Origin of the sequence: Sediminibacillus halophilus (assembly GCF_900103695.1) — a bacterium.
GTDB lineage: Bacteria > Bacillota > Bacilli > Bacillales > Amphibacillaceae > Sediminibacillus > Sediminibacillus halophilus.
Genome location: NZ_FNHF01000001.1, coordinates 324,102 through 340,773, shown reverse-complemented (window position 1 = coordinate 340,773; position 16,672 = coordinate 324,102). Strand labels below are relative to the sequence as shown.

At 39.7% G+C, this 16,672-nt stretch carries 18 protein-coding genes; 16 read left to right on the top strand and 2 right to left on the bottom strand.

Translation table 11 applies throughout. From position 1 onward, the window contains the following. Positions 1-3 precede the first annotated feature (3 nt). From hflX to BLR82_RS01755, 7 genes are all read left to right on the top strand, one after another. Positions 4-1,251 carry a GTPase HflX gene (hflX, locus tag BLR82_RS01780; RefSeq protein WP_074597298.1) on the top strand — a complete coding sequence of 416 codons (1,248 nt, stop codon included), beginning with the start codon at positions 4-6 and terminating at the stop codon, positions 1,249-1,251. Continuing rightward, positions 1,248-2,489, top strand: coding sequence for a methionine gamma-lyase family protein (locus tag BLR82_RS01775; protein ID WP_074597297.1), 1,242 nt, complete (start codon positions 1,248-1,250; stop codon positions 2,487-2,489). Before hflX ends, BLR82_RS01775 begins: the two co-directional genes overlap by 4 nt. A gap of 295 nt (positions 2,490-2,784) precedes the next feature. Continuing rightward, a complete protein-coding gene (locus BLR82_RS01770) occupies positions 2,785-3,180 on the top strand; it encodes a MerR family transcriptional regulator (RefSeq protein WP_074597296.1) in 396 nt (131 codons plus the stop codon). Positions 3,181-3,202: 22 nt separating this feature from the next. Then, on the top strand, positions 3,203-4,540 hold the full coding sequence (gene glnA, locus BLR82_RS01765) for a type I glutamate--ammonia ligase (protein ID WP_074597295.1): 1,338 nt from the start codon (positions 3,203-3,205) through the stop codon (positions 4,538-4,540). Positions 4,541-5,457: 917 nt separating this feature from the next. Beyond that, the gene (locus BLR82_RS20915) at positions 5,458-5,622 is read left to right on the top strand and encodes a hypothetical protein (protein ID WP_175486737.1); all 165 of its coding nucleotides are present in this window, start codon (positions 5,458-5,460) and stop codon (positions 5,620-5,622) included. A gap of 56 nt (positions 5,623-5,678) precedes the next feature. Beyond that, positions 5,679-6,146: a hypothetical protein gene (locus BLR82_RS01760; protein ID WP_074597294.1), complete on the top strand. Its 468-nt coding sequence runs from the start codon at positions 5,679-5,681 to the stop codon at positions 6,144-6,146. A gap of 346 nt (positions 6,147-6,492) precedes the next feature. Continuing rightward, entirely contained in the window at positions 6,493-6,759 is a 267-nt protein-coding gene (locus BLR82_RS01755) for a holin (RefSeq protein ID WP_074597293.1), read from the top strand. A 28-nt stretch (positions 6,760-6,787) separates the two neighbouring features. On the opposite strand, the gene BLR82_RS01750 is transcribed toward BLR82_RS01755, so the two are convergent. Together BLR82_RS01750 and lexA are read right to left on the bottom strand one after the other, a co-directional pair. Further along, positions 6,788-8,791 carry a S8 family peptidase gene (locus BLR82_RS01750; RefSeq protein WP_074597292.1) on the bottom strand — a complete coding sequence of 668 codons (2,004 nt, stop codon included), beginning with the start codon at positions 8,789-8,791 and terminating at the stop codon, positions 6,788-6,790. A 453-nt stretch (positions 8,792-9,244) separates the two neighbouring features. Next, positions 9,245-9,868: a transcriptional repressor LexA gene (gene lexA, locus BLR82_RS01740; RefSeq protein ID WP_074597290.1), complete on the bottom strand. Its 624-nt coding sequence runs from the start codon at positions 9,866-9,868 to the stop codon at positions 9,245-9,247. 294 nt (positions 9,869-10,162) lie between these two features. Here lexA and BLR82_RS01735 point away from each other — a divergent pair, with 294 nt between their 5' ends. The 9 genes from BLR82_RS01735 to BLR82_RS01695 all read left to right on the top strand — a co-directional run bounded on the left by BLR82_RS01735 (position 10,163) and on the right by BLR82_RS01695 (position 16,665). Further along, positions 10,163-10,840 carry a YneB family resolvase-like protein gene (locus BLR82_RS01735; RefSeq protein ID WP_074597289.1) on the top strand — a complete coding sequence of 226 codons (678 nt, stop codon included), beginning with the start codon at positions 10,163-10,165 and terminating at the stop codon, positions 10,838-10,840. 104 nt (positions 10,841-10,944) lie between these two features. Further along, entirely contained in the window at positions 10,945-11,181 is a 237-nt protein-coding gene (locus tag BLR82_RS01730; RefSeq protein ID WP_074597288.1) for a DUF896 domain-containing protein, read from the top strand. Positions 11,182-11,316: 135 nt separating this feature from the next. After that, positions 11,317-13,323, top strand: a complete 2,007-nt coding sequence (gene tkt / locus BLR82_RS01725; RefSeq protein ID WP_074597287.1) for a transketolase — start codon at positions 11,317-11,319, stop codon at positions 13,321-13,323. 154 nt (positions 13,324-13,477) lie between these two features. Beyond that, the gene (gene sirA / locus BLR82_RS01720; protein ID WP_074597286.1) at positions 13,478-13,936 is read left to right on the top strand and encodes a sporulation inhibitor of replication protein SirA; all 459 of its coding nucleotides are present in this window, start codon (positions 13,478-13,480) and stop codon (positions 13,934-13,936) included. 45 nt (positions 13,937-13,981) lie between these two features. After that, positions 13,982-14,200, top strand: a complete 219-nt coding sequence (locus tag BLR82_RS01715) for a YneF family protein (protein ID WP_026570271.1) — start codon at positions 13,982-13,984, stop codon at positions 14,198-14,200. A 367-nt stretch (positions 14,201-14,567) separates the two neighbouring features. Beyond that, entirely contained in the window at positions 14,568-15,275 is a 708-nt protein-coding gene (locus BLR82_RS01710) for a cytochrome c biogenesis CcdA family protein (protein ID WP_074597285.1), read from the top strand. A 59-nt stretch (positions 15,276-15,334) separates the two neighbouring features. Continuing rightward, positions 15,335-15,769, top strand: coding sequence for a Na(+)/H(+) antiporter subunit B (locus BLR82_RS01705; protein WP_074597284.1), 435 nt, complete (start codon positions 15,335-15,337; stop codon positions 15,767-15,769). A gap of 14 nt (positions 15,770-15,783) precedes the next feature. Next, positions 15,784-16,143 (top strand): response regulator, encoded by a 360-nt coding sequence (locus tag BLR82_RS01700; RefSeq protein ID WP_074597283.1) that lies wholly within the window; start codon positions 15,784-15,786, stop codon positions 16,141-16,143. A gap of 45 nt (positions 16,144-16,188) precedes the next feature. Further along, complete coding sequence (locus tag BLR82_RS01695; RefSeq protein WP_074597282.1) at positions 16,189-16,665, top strand: CcdC family protein; 477 nt, start codon at positions 16,189-16,191, stop codon at positions 16,663-16,665. Positions 16,666-16,672: the final 7 nt, after the last annotated feature.

Here is a 16,672-nt window from a genome sequence, read left to right as displayed (position 1 = left end):
CAGATGCAGGAAAAAGTGCTAATCATAGCTGTCCGACAACCAAGACAAGAAGAGGAACGTTTTCAATCTTCACTGAGTGAATTACAGTCTCTTACGGAAACAGCGCAGGGAAATGTCCTGAAAATCATCACGCAAAATCGGGAAAAGATACATCCTGCTCTTTATATGGGTGAAGGGAAGGTACAGGAACTTACTGAAATTGTGGAAGAATGGGAAATAGATTTAGTCATCTCTAATGACGAGCTTTCACCAAGCCAGGCCAAAAATTTAGGTGAACGGCTAGGTGTACGAATCATAGATAGAAGTCAATTGATTCTTGATATCTTTGCAAAGCGGGCTAATACAAAAGAAGGAAAACTGCAAGTCGAATTGGCGCAGCTGGAATATATGCTTCCACGTCTTTATGGGCAAGGAAAGTCATTATCCCGGCTCGCAGGCGGTATCGGAACACGAGGTCCCGGTGAGACCAAATTAGAGTCTGACCGGAGGCACATTAGACGAAGAATAGACGAAATCAAGGCAAAACTGCAAGCAGTAGTAAATCAACGTGCACAGTATAGAAGCAGAAGAAAGGAAAACAGAGCATTTCAAATAGCGATTGTCGGTTATACGAACGCAGGAAAATCCACTTTTTTTAACCGGATAACCAAGAGTGAATCACTGGAAGAAAATCAACTGTTTGCAACCCTTGATCCGATGACACGACAAATTCAGCTTCCTTCCGGGTTTGCTGCTTTAATCACGGACACGGTAGGGTTTATCCAAGATTTACCGACAACATTGATTGCTGCATTTCGCTCAACACTGGAAGAAGTAACAGAGGCCGATTTTATCCTCCACATGGTAGACGCCTCCCATCCGGACTTGGAGAATCATCAAAAAACAGTAACCAAACTGTTAGAGGACTTGGGAGCGGAAAAGCTACCTATGCTAACTGTCTACAATAAAAAAGACATCCTGCAGGAGGACTTTATTCCATCTGTACATCCTTCGATGACGATAAGTGCCCATGATCCAATCGATTTAAAGCGGGTGCTGCATGAAGTTGAACAAATACTTATCGAGCAATGGGAAGCATACCAGACCCTTCTCCCGCCAGATGAAGGTAAGTTACTTCAAACATTGAGGAGAAGGACGATTATGACGGACCGTTATTTTGATGAAGAAAGAGATGGTTATCGAGTCAGTGGTTATATAAGCCCTGACCATCCGTTAAAATATAGGGTGAAGGAGCAGCACGAGAGAGAATGATTGATTCAACTATCAAGGAAACAGAAGAGGATATTCAGAAACAAATTGAAGTAGCAAACATGATTTCGGAAACCAATCAAAGAAGTGTGTTGCAGGCTTTCCAGAAACATCGAGTCAGTGACAGTCATTTCCATGCTACAACCGGTTATGGATACGATGATTTTGGAAGGGAAACCCTTGAATCAGTTTATGCTGAAGTTTTCGGGGGAGAAGACGCTTTGGTGCGTCCTCAAATCGTCTCTGGTACCCACGCAATTACAACGGCCCTGTTCGGTCTGCTGCGTCCGGGAGATGAGTTGCTTTACATAACCGGAAAACCCTATGACACTTTAGAAGAGGTCATTGGCAGCCGTGGAACAAACAATGGCAGTCTCAAGGATTTTGGCATCGATTATTGTGCGGTGGACTTGAAGGGAAATGGAACAATTGATTGGAGTAAAGTAAAACAATCAATAAAGAGAAACACAAAAGTTGTAGCTATTCAGCGATCAAAAGGTTATCATGACCGCCCATCTTTTACGGTTGACGAAATAAAAGAGATGGTTCAGTTTATTAAACACTTGGACAAGACCTTGCAAGTATTCGTAGATAACTGCTATGGCGAATTTGTTGAAACGAAAGAACCGCTCCACGTGGGAGCGGATTTGATCGCCGGTTCACTGATTAAGAATCCCGGCGGCGGGATCGTCCGGGCAGGAGGATACATAGCCGGCAAAAAACAATTGGTGGAACAGTGCGCCAACCGTTTGACAGCACCTGGTTTAGGTAAAGAAACCGGTGCAAGCCTCGGCATGTTGCAGGAAATGTTCCAGGGGCTTTTTTTGGCACCGCATGTCGTTGGGGAAGCTGTGAAGGGCGCTGTTTTCACATCGCGTTTTCTTGAAAAAAAGGGGTTTCAAACTTCACCTGTCTATCAAGCGAAAAGGACGGATTTGATCCAATCGGTTAATTTTGATACGGCAGAACAAATGATTGCTTTTTGCCAGGCGATCCAACAAGCATCTCCTGTCAATTCTTTTGTCAAGCCTTATCCTTCCGCGATGCCGGGTTATGAAGATGATGTGATTATGGCTGCCGGGACTTTCATTCAGGGGGCAAGTCTTGAACTGACTGCAGACGGACCGATTCGTCCGCCTTATACTGCTTATGTTCAGGGCGGTCTTACGTATGCACACGTAAAAATAGCAGTATCTGATGCAGTGAAGACGTTACAGGAAAAAGGGTATTTATCCAAATAGTGAGAGAAAAGAATCAGCCATTAAAGTCAGTGGCTGATTCTTTTCTATAGCACTGTTCTAATGGAGTTTACGTTTCGGGACAATAATGACGAACATTTTCTTGAATATTTACTGGGAAGTAGAGAGACAGTTAAAAAAAGAAATTTAATAACGCTTAACTCCTTTTTTACTTTCTTATCAGAAAATTCATTAAATTGATTACTTTTCGATGTAAAGAAATCTGACACACCTTGACAATTATTGTGCCAGATGTATAATGGAGTTATGGAAAAATAACAGGAAAGGGGTTTTTAACATGAGCGATCTGGACAGACGTTCCATGCCGTTATTTTCCATAGGTATTGTTAAGTCACTGACCGATTTGACAGCAAGACAAATCCGCTATTATGAAGAACATAACTTGGTGCATCCCGCCAGGACAAACGGAAATCAGCGTTTGTTTTCATTTAATGATGTTGACCGTTTACTGGAAATCAAAGAATTGATCGAAAAAGGGATTAACTTGGCAGGCATTAAACAAGTACTTAACATAAAAGATCTTCCAACAACAAAACAATTGAAGGAAAATGAAAAAACCCCGGAACTGTCTGAGAAGGAATTGCGGAAAATGCTGCAAAAAGAGCTTTACAGCACCGGACGTATGGGAAAAACATCGTTGCGCCAGGGAGAATTATCACGATTCTTCCATTAAATATATAGGAGGAGAGGAATAAATGGCTGCTAAATTTACGAAAGAAGAGATAATGCAAAAAATCAAGGAGGAGAACGTACGATTCATCCGTTTGCAGTTTACTGACATGCTCGGAACAATTAAGAACGTTGAAATCCCTCTAAGCCAATTAGAAAAAGCATTTGACAATGAAATGATGTTTGATGGCTCTTCTATTGAAGGATTTGTTCGCATTGAGGAATCCGATATGAAACTATATCCAGATCTTGATACATTCGTCGTATTCCCTTGGACATCTGATAAAGGAAAAGTTGCACGATTCATTTGCGATATCTATAATCCGGACGGCACTCCTTTCGAAGGGGACCCTCGCTATAATTTGAAGCGCAACCTGAAAAAGATGGAAGAGTTAGGCTTCTCCGCTTTTAATATTGGTACAGAACCAGAATTTTTCCTTTTTAAATTAGATGAAAAAGGCGACCCTTCTCTTGAATTGAACGACAAGGGAGGCTATTTCGACTTAGCTCCTACTGATTTGGGCGAGAATTGCCGGCGCGATATCGTACTTGAACTGGAAGAGATGGGTTTTGAAATCGAGGCTTCCCATCATGAAGTGGCGCCAGGACAGCACGAGATCGACTTTAAATATTCTGATGCTTTGAAGCACTGCGATGATATCCAAACGTTTAAGTTAGTTGTAAAAACGATCGCTCGCAAACATGGATTGCATGCTACGTTTATGCCAAAACCATTGTTCGGCGTGAACGGTTCGGGAATGCATTCCAATATGTCTTTATTCAAAGACGGCAAAAACTCTTTTTATGATCCAGAAGGAGAGCTGGAACTTAGTGAAACGGCTTATCAATTTATTGCCGGAATCATTAAGCATGCTACCAACTTCACAGCTGTTACTAACCCGACAATCAACTCATACAAACGTCTTGTTCCAGGGTATGAGGCTCCTTGCTATGTAGCGTGGTCTGGCCTGAACCGAAGCCCGCTTATCCGTGTACCTTCTTCAAGAGGTTTAAGCACGCGTGTGGAAGTGAGAAGCGTCGATCCAGCCGCAAACCCTTATTTGGCTATGTCAGTCATGCTTGCAGCGGGACTTGACGGTGTCAAAAACAAAATGGAAGCTCCGACAGCTGTTGATCGCAATATTTACGTAATGGATAAAGAAGAAAGGGAAGAAAACGGTGTACAAGACTTGCCGGCTACCCTTTACAATGCAGTAGAACTATTGAAGAAAGATGAAATCATCGTAGAAGCGCTTGGAGAGCATCTTTTCGAGCATTTCGTCGAAGCGAAAGAAATCGAATGGGATATGTTCCGTACACAAGTACACCCTTGGGAACGCGAACAGTATCTGCAAACTTATTAATCAATCAAACCCTTGGCGCACAAGCGTCAGGGGATTTCTTTTTATGCTTCGCCAAAGCGTCCTTTTTGGCCACCCACAACAGCACCCACGATACATCCACAAAAATTAATCCCCCTTTGAAGATGTGATTTGATTAAAGTAAGTTTCATATTTTGCCATCGATCTTTCATCCAGCGGTTTGGAAATAAGAGAATATACATCATTGGTAATTTGATAGCTACCTGGAAAACTGTTACAATTAAGTACTACAAAAAGGGGTCTTACTATCTACCTATAAGCTTAGTTATCATTCTGACTATATAGATGCTGCTAATGAAGTTATCGATGCTTACCATGCAAACCTTGACAGCAATCTATCTTCATCTGCTACTTATAAAGGGGTAGGAAACGCCATATTTATTAGCTCAGAAACGTACCCTGCCTCATTCTCTGTAGACACAAATGTAAGTGTGGTGAACTAATTTTGAATAAAATTAAAAAAAGTAATACTTACCTCAATTATTTTATCATTACTAGTTATCCTAGCTGTTTCAAATAATTTTTACTCTCTTTCGAAAAACACATCTGCTGAATCACCTGAAAATTATGCTTTGACTAAATTCAAAGAACAACAAGCGCAAGATTGAAAAAGGCTCCAATAAATTATTTATGAAAATTAATAATGAGGAAATTACCCTCAAGGAAATTTAAAAGAATTATGAATTTAATTAAAACAGCAAATGGACAAGAAAAACTTCAGATAAAAAAATAGAGAAAGAATTTATTAAGTCAGTATGAGAACAAAAAGCATTGTCCCAGAGGTTAAAAAGAAATTCGAATAGCAACAACGATAAAGATCCAGGAAACCCATAAATTTTTTCAAGATTACATTAAATCATTAGATATTTCCGAAAAAGAATATTGGGACAAATACGCAGTTGAAGAAATACCAAAATATACTTTCAGAAATGGAATTAAAGAAACAATTTGTGAGCCAGCAAAAATCAAAAGACAAAACTAATAACACCACTGAAATTTTGGAGCCTTTTTCTAAAGGTACTGATTTAGAAGAATTACACAGGCATGGAAAGAATACCAATTAAAATTAGTTGAAAACGCAAATGTTGAATTAATGACAAAGTAGGGTTGTAAGTTACTTATGAAAAAAAGGATAATGATTGTTTTTACTATGGTTAGTTTGTTTTTTGTAAGCAGTTGCGGAGAAGATGCGGAAGAAAGTGGTTATAAAAATGTTATGTATAAGTTTTATAAAGAAACTTTTTTATTGCAAAATTTTGACGCTGCTCAAGAATTAACCGTAAATATTCCTAAGAAAAAGTTACAAAAAGAATCCAGTAAAATTGATGAAAAATTAAGGGAAGATTTTAAAAACAAATTTTCAATTGCGTATCGAAAAATCTCCAATAAGGATGATTCTAACCATTTAAAATTCCAATTGTTTAGTCCTGCTTTTACCCAATTAGTTGATGTTAGTTTAAAGATATCGGAAGGGGAGTGGAAAGTAGATAAATTCACAACTAAAATTTTTAAAGATACAAACAAAATGGTGGATTTTTTGAATTCACATGAATGGAAAGAAAAACAACTAATAAATAAAAAAGAGTAATAGTCTAACGAACGCTATTCGTATAAATTTGTTGAATAATTTCCAAATCCAAAAAGGTTGCCACTATGGCAACCTTCTTTTGCTTACAAAGAAACATATCTTGTTGTCATGGTTGCTGCCTGTGCAAAAATGTTTATTGTACTCTATGAATTAGTCAGCAGGATAGAAGACCAGAAGCTGTACTTGATAAAGACAGTATTGATCAGTGGAAGTTAATGCAAGAAGTAAGAGACGTATTGATAAGAATTATTGTCATGAAGACCATAAGTCAAGCAGTTCATGGATCTGCTTCTACAATGGTTGATAATGTCATAAGATAATTATAATAAGGGGGGTGATTTTTAATTTGGAAAATGTCTTGATGTTTGCTACTATTTTATTTCCGGTTGTTTCCGCCTTAGTTGAATTGGTTAAAAAAACGTTTGTTCTTCCCAAAAATATTATTCCAACTATCAGCCTGGTGATAGGGATGGTGATTGGAGTCCTCGCTTATCCATTTAGTGAAATGGATATTGTTTTACGGCTGTGGGCAGGGGGTATAGCTGGTTTGGCAGGTACAGGTTTATTCGAGCTTGTCAAAAAAAGAGATGGTAAAACAAATAAAAATGAATAGCCCTCTATACAGAGGGCCGCGGATACTTTTATATCCTCATAGACAAGTATCGGAAAAAGATGGAGATAAATTCTATCAACAAATAGATAAATTTAGAAAGACCAGACAATTCGTTGTTTACAGATTCATTTTCTTGAACTCGGGTGTCATCCGATGCAGCTTTTTCATCTGTAGATTTAGACAGGTTTCCGGATTGTAAGCCGCTTTCTCGTTTTGGTGTTAATCCTTCCTTAATCGGTGATTCAGAAGTAATACTAACCTTAGCTTTTTCTTCGTTTTGTTCGGCATTCGATCCGCTAGAGTCAGAAAGAGTAGTAACAACTTTTTCATGATTATCCTGTTGATTACCACCGCTTGCCTTTTGTCCCAGCCTTGGAGTTGGATTCTGGATTATCTTGCCAGGATCCTTATCTTCTGTTTCTTTTGTTGGTTGTATTACTTTCTCAGTGTTGCCAGGTTTCTTTTGCTTTTTAGAAGGTAATGACTTATTCGTGGTACCTTGTACGTCTTCCGCTCCTTCGGACAACTGTTCTTCTTGCTCTATTTGCTCTGTTTCTGGCTGTTGTGGAAGGTTCTCTGAGTTGCTTTCTCCATTGCTTTCAGTTATGGAGGGCTTAAGCTCATGATTGGTTTCTGTTTTCGTTTTAACCGTAAGTGTTATACCTGTTGATTCATTTGAAAAGTTGTCAACCGTCGTCAATTTTATTAAGTATGTTTTGTCTGCTTCCATATTTGAAAACGTAAATACCGGATTTTCGGTACTATGCACGGAAGAAATAAGTTTACTGTCTAAATATAGGTTAGTCTTTCTAAAGTCGGTATCTTCGGGGTTTTCCCACATTACAGATATGGAACTTTGTGTTTTATCTTTTATAACAACATCAGAAACCTCCTGAGGAGCAATCTGGTCTGAGCGCCGAAAATCTATCAAACCAGCTCCAAAATAGACATCGTTGCCAGGATCTCCTAAATCAGTTGTATAATCCGCAGCCAGTTTCCTTAATCCCTCATATGCTAATTCTGGGTATTTTTGCTTTAACAATGCAAGCATACCAGTAACATGCGGAGCTGCTTGGGATGTACCGCTATAGGTAGCATATGTGTCATTTAAATACGTACTTCTTATATTTACACCTGGTGCGGCTAGTTCGACCTCCGGCCCAGTGGAAGAGAAGGAACCTAGTTCGTTATTTTTATTAGTGGCAGAAACCGCTATGACTTCCGGATATTTGGAAGGATAAATAACTGAATCTTTTTTTCCTTCATTCCCACTGGCTCCCACGATAAGGGTTCCTTCCTCGTAGGCTTTTTTTATAATATCTTCTAATATTTCACTATTGAATGAAGTTCCCAAAGAAAGATTGACTATATCTATATCCTGCTGAATTGCCCAATCGATCGCCTCAACAATATCGGCAAGACTACCTTCTCCATCTTGGTTTAGTGCCTTAACAGCATATAGGTTTGCGTCCGGAGCCACTCCAGAAATTCCAGTTTTATTGTGTTTGGCCCCTATGATTCCTGCTATGTGGGTACCATGACCATTATCATCCACCCATTCAGGACTATTATTTATTGTTGAATAGCCACCTTTAATGTTAAGATCCGCATGCTCAGCTACACCAGTATCAATAATGGCTATGTCGACTCCTTTTCCGGTGGTCTTTTCCGACCAGGCATGAGGAGCTCCAATTGCATACATATTCCACTGGCTTTCAACGGAAGCTGCTTGATTGATTTCTCGTGCAGTTTCTCCGGTTAATTTAACAATGGCATTCTTCTCTATGTAGGATATATCATCGTTATTTCGTAATAATTCTTTATTATCATGGGTTATCAAAACGGATAGGACAGGAATATTCTCATATCGATTGATAACTTGATAGCTTGCATGCATGATTTCTTGTTTGCTTCGCTCACTCTGATAACGGATAAGTACTTCTTCCTTATCCAATACAGCTCCGTCCATTTTTATAAAATCAATGGAGCTGAGGATAATTAGCAGAGAAAAGACAAAAAGCCACTTATTCACAGGCAATTACTCCTTTACTAATTAATACAGAGTTTTATTTTACCAGCATAATAACGATTTGTCCTTAGTATTTTTTTTTAGTAGTTCATTAGAGTACACAAAGGAGCAGTCTATAAACAGGAAAAAACTTTGGACAATTTCTTGGAAATTTAATAAAATTATGAGAGGGAGGTGTTATTTATCAAGTATGTTGGTTTTGTATTGATAGCAGCTTTGGTGTTGGCCGTCACAAAGAATTTTCAAGAGATATACGATTTTTCATCCATATGGTTATTTGTTTTCAATGTTTTATTGTTGGGGTATTTCGCATTCTTGGTAGTATTTCCGCTTCCTGAAACTAAAAAGCGAAACACTGCTAACTAAATTTATGGATAACGTTCCACACATATAGATAGAAAATCATTTTAGAAAGAAAAAAACCAAATCACAAGATTTGGTTTTTTTCTTTGCTTTTTACTGGATATGTCGATAGAGACCTACTACTTTTCCTAGGATTGAAACATTATCGAGAATGATCGGTTTCATTGTTGCATTTTCAGGCTGTAAACGAATATGGTCTTTTTCTTTAAAGAAGCGCTTAACAGTGGCTTCTCCTTCTTCCGTCATGGCCACGACTATTTCTCCGTTTTGAGCGGTTTGCTGTTGTTTGACAATTACCATGTCCCCATCAAGTATTCCTGCTTCTACCATGCTTTCTCCTTCGATAATCAACACAAATATATTTTCATCTGGATTAGCGATAGTGCCGGGTAGAGGCACATATTCTTCGATGTTTTCCACTGCGGTTATTGGGATTCCAGCCGTTACTTTCCCGATAACGGGAGCGAAAGTGGCTTCCCCGGCAGGAATTTCGTTTGCTTCTTCCAAATCGAGCACTTCAATCGCACGCGGTTTGGTTGGGTCTCTTCTAATAAACCCCTTTTTTTCCAACCTCGATAAATGGCCATGTACAGTAGAACTCGATGCAAGTCCAACAGCCTCTCCTATTTCCCTTACGGAAGGTGGATAGCCTTTATCCAAAACCTGTTCTTTAATATATTCTAAAATTGCCTGCTGCCTCTTTGATAGTTTTGTCATTAATGTAACACCTCGGACATAGTATTTATTGTGAATATTATACCATGCCTGGCATGTATATACAAACACTCGTTCGAAAAAAATGTTGACAGGAACCTATGTTCGTATATAATATAACTATAAACACGAACATAGGTTCTAATTATTTAGGAGGCGTATAGAATGTTTCAAAAACTTTCGAAACTAGACCTTTTCTATTTAACATTATTTATTTTGACTTTAGGATTAATGTATTATTCAATGGTCACCATCTAAATAATTTACGAGCAATAGCATTATAAGAGGTGTCAGAGCGTGGAGACAACAAAACAGCAAAAAGCAGTTATATATTGTAGAGTTAGCACAGCTAAAGAAGAGCAGGAAACCTCTTTGAAACGTCAAAAGCAGGAGTTAACTGATCTGGCTGTTAGTCATGGGCTAGAGATTGTATCGGTCATAGAAGAACAAAAAAGCGGCTACGAGATTGAACGGGAAGGCGTATTCCAGATGCTGGACCTTTTTTCTTCACAGCAAGCCGACTGTCTCCTCATTCAGGATGAGACACGGCTCGGAAGGGGCAATACAAAAATTGCATTGTTTCATCAGCTAAACAAATTGCAAATCCCCGTATATTCCCTGACACATCAGGGTCAGCTGCAATTGTCGGAATCGGACTCTATGGTCCTGCAAATCGTCGGAATTGTAGAAGAATATCAAAGAAAAATCCATAATATGAAAATTAAACGGGGAATGAGAAAGGCCATGGAACGGGGATATGATCCGGGCAAAAACTTAGCGAAGCAGCATGAATCTTCCGGTAGAGAGAGAATAGAATTCCCTATTGATGAGGTTATTCGGCTAAGGGCGAATAAGCTGACTTTTGAAGAAATAGCTGCGACTTTGAGAGGGCTTGGCTATCCAGTTTCTAAAGCCACCGTGCACCGAAGGTTTCAAGAGTTTGTTTCCCTTGATTCCAGCTCCAACAAACGATAAGATATGTACAAGACAAGTTCGGTTCTGTCTGAACTTGTTTTTTTGTTTCATGAATCTGTTTTATGGAAAGACAAGTAATAGAAATTATTTCAAAGGAGTATCTTATGCTTTCAAAAGATAAGTTGAATAGAATCAATGTGCTTGCTAAAAAAGCAAAGGAAGAAGGATTAACTGCTAAAGAAAAACAAGAGCAGCAATCATTGAGGGAAGAGTACTTAAAAAATGTCCGTAAATCCTTTAAAAATCAATTCAAGAGTATGACAGTGGTTGATCCGGAAGGAAAGGACGTCACTCCCCAAAAAGTAAAAGATTTAAAACATCGGGAAAAAAACAATCATTGAGGATCAAGCCTTTTTTGACAAGCATTCCAGCATGGAATTATAATGGACATGCTGAAATGCTTGTTTGATTTGTTTTTTCATTATAGGATATGAGGTGTACATAAACCGTAAATCAGAAAGGGGTTACAACAATACATGGTAAACCAAACAGAAAAACTATCCATTAATACCATTCGTACATTATCGATCGATGCAATTGAAAATGCGAACTCCGGTCATCCGGGATTGCCTATGGGAGCTGCTCCGATGGCATATACACTTTGGACAGACTTCATGACCCATAATCCGAAGAACTCGCACTGGTTCAATCGTGATAGATTTGTACTATCAGCTGGACATGGATCAATGCTGTTATACAGCCTTCTCCATCTTTCCGGTTATGGATTGACGATTGACGATTTGAAAGGTTTCCGTCAATGGGGGTCAAAAACTCCAGGCCACCCGGAAGTTCATCATACCGAAGGGGTAGAGGCAACCACTGGACCACTCGGACAAGGGCTGGCAATGACGGTCGGCATGGCGATGGCTGAACAACATCTTGCTGCCAAGTACAACAAGGAAGGCTATCCGGTTATTGATCATCATTCTTTTGCTCTTGTCAGTGATGGTGACTTAATGGAAGGTATCTCTCATGAAGCAGCATCATTGGCTGGTCATTTAAAACTTGGCAAGTTGGTCGCTTTATATGATTCGAACGATATATCGCTGGACGGTGAGTTGTCCCAGTCTTTTTCTGAAAATGTAGATGATAGGTTCAAAGCATATGGCTGGCAGGTTATTCGGGTTGAAGACGGCAACGATTTGTCCGCTATCCGAGATGCTATTAAAAAAGCGAAAGCAAATACAGAACAGCCTACATTGATCGAAGTGAAAACGGTAATCGGTTATGGATCACCAAACAAATCTGCTTCATCCGCTTCTCACGGTGCTCCTCTTGGTGCAGATGAAATCAAACTAACTAAACAGGCTTATGAATGGGAGCATGATGAGTTTCATGTGCCGGAAGAAGTCTACCAGGATTTCGATCAAAAGATCGTGCAACAAGGTAAACAGGCGGAAGATGAGTGGAACGCTCTTTTCGATAAGTATAAATCGGAATACCCAGAGCTTGCCAAAGAACTGGCGCAAGCTATTGCTGGTGAAATGCCTGCTAACTGGGCAGGGGAGCTGCCGAGTTACGAGGCAGGAAAAGATAAGCTGGCTACTCGTGCTTCTTCCGGTGAAGTAATCAATGCTATTGCCAACAAAGTGCCTTACTTTTTTGGGGGAAGCGCTGATTTAGCTGGATCGAATAAAACAAATGTAAAAGACGCGGGGGATTTCTCGAGAAATAACTATTCCGGCAGAAATATCTGGTTTGGTGTTCGTGAGTTTGCTATGGCTGCCGCTTTAAATGGAATGGGACTACACGGAGGATTAAAGGTCTATGCTGGTACTTTCTTCGTGTTTAGTGATTACTTGCGTCCTGCCGTACGGTTGTCTGCCATTATGAACCTTCCGGTAACATATGTTTTCACCCATGATTCCATCGCAGTGGGAGAAGATGGACCAACCCATGAGCCGATAGAACAGTTGGCATCTCTTCGTGCAATGCCGAATTTATCTGTGATTCGTCCTGCTGATGGAAACGAAACCAGTGCTGCGTGGAGGCTAGCGTTAGAATCCACGAAAACTCCAACGGCGCTTGTTCTTACCAGACAAGGCCTTCCTACTTTGGACGGGACTAAGGAAAAGGCATACGAAGGAGTCAAAAAAGGCGCTTACGTCATTAGTCCGGCCGATGGTGACCAAACGGACGGTTTGCTTCTTGCTTCCGGTTCTGAAGTGCAGCTGGCCGTGAAAGCACAGAAAGAACTGAAAAACAAGAACATTCATGTCAGTGTAGTCAGCATGCCTTCCTGGGATCGGTTTAAGCAGCAGGATAAAGCGTATCAAGAAGAAGTTCTCCCGTCTACTGTTAAAAAACGTCTGGCAATAGAAATGGCTTCACCTTTCGGATGGGAACGTTATGTGGGAGATGAAGGCACAGTCTTGGGCATTGAAACCTTCGGTGCTTCCGCTAATGGAGATAAGATTTTGGAAGAGTATGGGTTTACCGTAGAAAATGTAGTCAAACAGGCAGAGAGCCTCATTAAAGGGTAAATGACACTCCCCCCAGGCTGCTATCCAGTCGGGGGGTCTATTATGACTTCATATTTTTCTTGTACGACAAAAATCGCGGAATTCTACACCATCGTTTGACAACCGTTTCACATGGGATTGTGTATAATTGTTCCTACCAGGGAGGGACAAGCCAATGCCTAATTACTCCATTTTTTTGGTGAACAGTGAATTTGCGAATCATTATTATTATCGTTCTGATATTTTATATCGTTTTTTACGCAAGTTTGATGTTTATCCGGTTGATAGTATCCACTATAAACAATCTCGATATGTAACTTCTGAAATTCCTGTACGAGAAGTAATGGACTACCTGGCAAGGTGCCATACCGGCGAAAATGCATTCGAAAAGAAAGGGAACAGCTTGCGGATTGAAGGTCAATCAGACGTAGCGGAACTACTGATTGACGGGACTTGTATATATGGGAGTTCTTCTAGCTTTTCCGGAGCGGAAAAGCTGTTGTTTCAATATTTCAGGCGATTTAACAGCCGCTTTTTTATTATAGAGTATGATTCTGACAATTATGGATGGATCTCACCGATAGGTAAACGTCATAAGGACTTGAATACAAGGCTATTGTATTCTCTATTATGATTTACTATACTGTATGAGAGACAATTTGAAGGAGGAAGACGTGACATGGGCACGATTTGGGTAGTATTGATTGCCATTATTGCTTTGATTGCCGGTGTTGCTCTGGGGTTTTTCATTGCGCGAAAGTATATGATGAATTACCTTAAGAAGAACCCGCCGATTAATGAACAAATGCTTCGCACATTGATGATGCAAATGGGACAAAAGCCGTCGCAGAAAAAAATCAATCAAATGATGCGGGCGATGAACAACCAGTCAAAATAACGAATGAACCCACTTATTAGTGGTCAATGGTATCTAAAATAGATTCTATTTGATAACTATACATATAAATCCCTTGTCACTTAGCGGCAAGGGATTTATATGTAACAAAGTGAAAATTTCACTTTGTTGTCACAATGGCGTTTTTATCTTCTGCTACACTAAATAGGACGGATGTTTAGTGGGGTCCTCGATGCCATAACAATATAACGGTTTGATTCGCGCCGGAAAACACTTTCTATGTCGGACGGTTGAGATGATTTTTTTTTCAAGAGTGGATTACATACCAAAAAGGGTATTTAAACATACTGAAGTGAGCATTGGGGAGAATCAAATTGCAAAGAATTGAACTAACGAAGGAGGGAGAAAAATGGCAGCAGAATTAAATATTTTCATTGCCTTTGGAGCAGGCTTTTTATCGTTTATTTCTCCATGTGTTCTGCCATTATATCCGGCTTTTTTGTCATACATAACTGGAATGAGTGTGAATGATATAAAGGTTGAAAACGGAATGCTGAATAGCAAAAGCATTATCCATACAGTATTATTTTTGCTTGGATTTTCGAGTGTTTTTGTTTTGCTTGGTTTTTTTACCACCTTTATAGGAGAGTTTTTATTAACTTGGCAGGATGCAATCCGGCAGCTTGGAGCAATTCTAATTGTATTTTTTGGATTGGTTATCATAGGAGTATTCAACTTTCAATTTCTTATGAAGGATCATAAAATCGTTTTTCGTAACAGACCTAGTGGATTTATCGGTTCCTTTTTAATCGGAATGGCTTTCTCGATGGGATGGACGCCATGCACGGGCCCTATACTTGGTGCTGTCATCTCGCTATCTGCAGATAAACCGGATCTGGGAATGGTGATGATGAGTGCTTATTCGTTAGGATTCTCTGCTCCGTTTCTGATCCTTTCCTTTTTTGTGGGAAAGATGAAATGGATAAAAAGGAATGGGCCGCGATTGGTAAAAATCGGCGGTTATGTAATGATATTTATGGGCATCGCTTTGTTCTTCGACTGGATGACGGCGCTAACTTCCTACCTTGCCGGATGGTTTAACTTTTACGGATTTTAACCGATGGAAATCGCTGCATATTTATATTATGATAGAATTATGGAAATGAAAAAGGAGTTATGAAAATGCATGGAACGAATGACTTGATTTTAAGAACGGCGACAGTGTTAATATCATTCATTTTATTCGCTTTCTCAATTTATCTATTTCTTGCAGGGCATAATGCGCCTGGAGGTGGGTTTGTCGGTGGATTAATGACCGCTTCGGCGATTGTGCTTATGTATATGGCGTATGGAGAGAGAGCAGTCAGCAAAATTATACCTGTGAATTTTCGTTTTCTAGTACCGACCGGACTTATGATCGCATTGTTGACAGGTGTTGGTTCATTCGCTTTTGGCGAGCCGTTTTTAAATCAAACTTTTGGCCACTTCCATATTCCGTTACTGGGTGATAAAGAACTGGCCACAGCACTTTTATTTGATTTGGGTGTATATCTCACGGTAGTAGGGATAACCATGACAATCATTCTTTCGATTGCCGGCGATCGTGATTAGTAAGGGGGAATTTGATGGCAAACATATTAGTGGTTGATGATGCAAAATTTATTCGTGTAACACTATCGGGAATTTTAGAAAACGGGAGCCATACTGTTGTGGGGGAAGCAGAGGATGGTGACCAAGCGGTTGAGATGTACAAGCAGTTATCACCAGACTTAGTTACAATGGATATCACCATGCCGGGAAAAAACGGCATGGATGCAATGCAAGAAATCAAAGCGTTTGACAGCCACGCAAAAGTAATTATGTGCTCAGCAATGGGACAGCAAAAGCTGGTCGTAGAAGCGATCGAAAAAGGTGCCAAAGACTTTATAGTAAAGCCTTTTGATGAAAACAGAGTACTAGAGGCGGTTAATCGGGTATTGAGCTGACAATAGTTACTACATACATATAGTTAAGATGGAAGAGTTGATATTATGCTGATAACAGCGACCACAATCGTAGGAATCTTGATGGCAGTTACCATGATATTTGTCAGGATGAAAGCTTCGAGGAGACCGGCAAGTAAAGCCAGAATCATTTTACCGCCTTTATTCATGAGCACAGGTGCTTTTATGTTTTTGGTACCTGCCTTTCAGGTGTCGTGGGCACAGGTATTGGAAGCTTTTTCTGTCGGGGTGATATTTTCTCTATTTTTAATCAAAAGCTCCAACTTTGAAGTGAAAAATGGACATATATATTTAATTCCTTCGAAAGCATTTGTATTTATCTTGTTTGGATTACTAATCGTCCGTGTCACCCTGAAAGTGATCATCGGGAAAACTGTTTCCGTGGGAGAAACGAGCGGTATGTTTTTTTTACTGGCATTTGGGATGATACTATCCTGGAGAATTGCTATGCTGTGGAAATTCACAAGGATTGAAAAACGATTGAATAGCTCCGTAACGTCTTAAATGGGAC

Bases quoted from the DNA above. Each gene is read 5' to 3' on its own strand.
- hflX (WP_074597298.1), top strand. From the start codon at position 4: ATGCAGGAAAAAGTGCTAATCATAGCTGTCCGACAACCAAGACAAGAA.
- BLR82_RS01775 (WP_074597297.1), top strand. From the start codon at position 1,248: ATGATTGATTCAACTATCAAGGAAACAGAAGAGGATATTCAGAAACAA.
- BLR82_RS01770 (WP_074597296.1), top strand. From the start codon at position 2,785: ATGAGCGATCTGGACAGACGTTCCATGCCGTTATTTTCCATAGGTATT.
- glnA (WP_074597295.1), top strand. From the start codon at position 3,203: ATGGCTGCTAAATTTACGAAAGAAGAGATAATGCAAAAAATCAAGGAG.
- BLR82_RS01760 (WP_074597294.1), top strand. From the start codon at position 5,679: ATGAAAAAAAGGATAATGATTGTTTTTACTATGGTTAGTTTGTTTTTT.
- lexA (WP_074597290.1), bottom strand. From the start codon at position 9,868: ATGACAAAACTATCAAAGAGGCAGCAGGCAATTTTAGAATATATTAAA.
- BLR82_RS01730 (WP_074597288.1), top strand. From the start codon at position 10,945: ATGCTTTCAAAAGATAAGTTGAATAGAATCAATGTGCTTGCTAAAAAA.
- tkt (WP_074597287.1), top strand. From the start codon at position 11,317: ATGGTAAACCAAACAGAAAAACTATCCATTAATACCATTCGTACATTA.
- sirA (WP_074597286.1), top strand. From the start codon at position 13,478: ATGCCTAATTACTCCATTTTTTTGGTGAACAGTGAATTTGCGAATCAT.
- BLR82_RS01715 (WP_026570271.1), top strand. From the start codon at position 13,982: ATGGGCACGATTTGGGTAGTATTGATTGCCATTATTGCTTTGATTGCC.
- BLR82_RS01710 (WP_074597285.1), top strand. From the start codon at position 14,568: ATGGCAGCAGAATTAAATATTTTCATTGCCTTTGGAGCAGGCTTTTTA.
- BLR82_RS01705 (WP_074597284.1), top strand. From the start codon at position 15,335: ATGAAAATGCATGGAACGAATGACTTGATTTTAAGAACGGCGACAGTG.
- BLR82_RS01700 (WP_074597283.1), top strand. From the start codon at position 15,784: ATGGCAAACATATTAGTGGTTGATGATGCAAAATTTATTCGTGTAACA.
- BLR82_RS01695 (WP_074597282.1), top strand. From the start codon at position 16,189: ATGCTGATAACAGCGACCACAATCGTAGGAATCTTGATGGCAGTTACC.